At 50.5% G+C, this 973-nt stretch carries 1 protein-coding gene; it reads right to left on the bottom strand.

The genetic code is table 11. From position 1 onward, the window contains the following. Positions 1-205: 205 nt before the first annotated feature. Positions 206-649: a nucleoside-diphosphate kinase gene (ndk, locus tag AVZ68_RS05580; RefSeq protein ID WP_059103551.1), complete on the bottom strand. Its 444-nt coding sequence runs from the start codon at positions 647-649 to the stop codon at positions 206-208. Between the last annotated feature and the right edge of the window lie 324 nt (positions 650-973).

The raw sequence follows: 973 nt of genomic DNA, 5'->3' as shown, positions 1-973 counted from the left end.
GAAGCTCTTTTGAACCCCCGGCATAGCCGGGGGTTTTCTAAACCATTAACAAGAAACCAGAGAGATCACGTCTCTCCGGTTTTTGTCTAGCTTCGGCGGGTAAAAGCTCGAGATCTTTCAGGCCTGCACTGAAATCCAAAACCGGGATTTCTAGTACAGGCCTTCCAACATTCTCGCTTCTGGGCAACCCGCCTGCGCTTTTCTTCTACACCCACTCGCGCCCAGATTTCTCATAGGAGACGAGCTCGTCCTTCTTGAAGAAGATGCCGATTTCACGTTCAGCGCTCTCTGGTGAATCAGAACCGTGGACCACATTCATTGACAGCTGGACGGCAAGGTCGCCACGGATTGTGCCAGGAGCAGCTTCCGCTGGATTGGTCGCACCAATAAGTGTGCGTGCTGTGCTCACGACATTTTCCCCTTCCCAGACCATCGCGAACGCAGGGCCGGAGGTAATAAAGTCAACAAGCTCGCCAAAAAACGGGCGCTCCCGATGTTCCGCGTAGTGGGTTTCCGCCGTTTCTTTAGAAATCGTGACTAGCTTCCCGGCGACGAGCGTAAATCCTTTTTGTTCAAAGCGTGAAACGATATTCCCAATCAAGTTGCGCTGTACGCCGTCAGGCTTGACCATTACATATGTACGTTCCATCTGTGCAAAACCTCTCTTTTCCAGTATGTTCGTTAAACCTCTACCAGTATAGCAAATTCAGTAAACGCTAACAATGAAATGATTGAAAAAAGTGTGACATGTGTCCGTTTGCATCAACCCTAAGCGTCGTTTGCTGAACGACCTAACTCAACTCTCGGAGTTGAAAAACACAGTGGAATCCCTGTTGCTTGTTAGTAGGAGAGAACCCCGGGGGTTGTTGCTTCTCTCCTGTCCGATTGAGGCTCGCTCCTGTCCGTATGAGCACTCCTCTTGTCCGATTGAAGCTCGCTCCTGTCCGTATGAGCACCCCTCTTGTCCGATTGA

Source organism: Shouchella shacheensis (assembly GCF_001484965.1).
Lineage (GTDB): Bacteria > Bacillota > Bacilli > Bacillales > Bacillaceae_D > Shouchella > Shouchella shacheensis.
The sequence above is the reverse complement of the archived record's forward strand: the minus strand, read 5'-3'. Positions and strand labels throughout refer to the sequence as shown.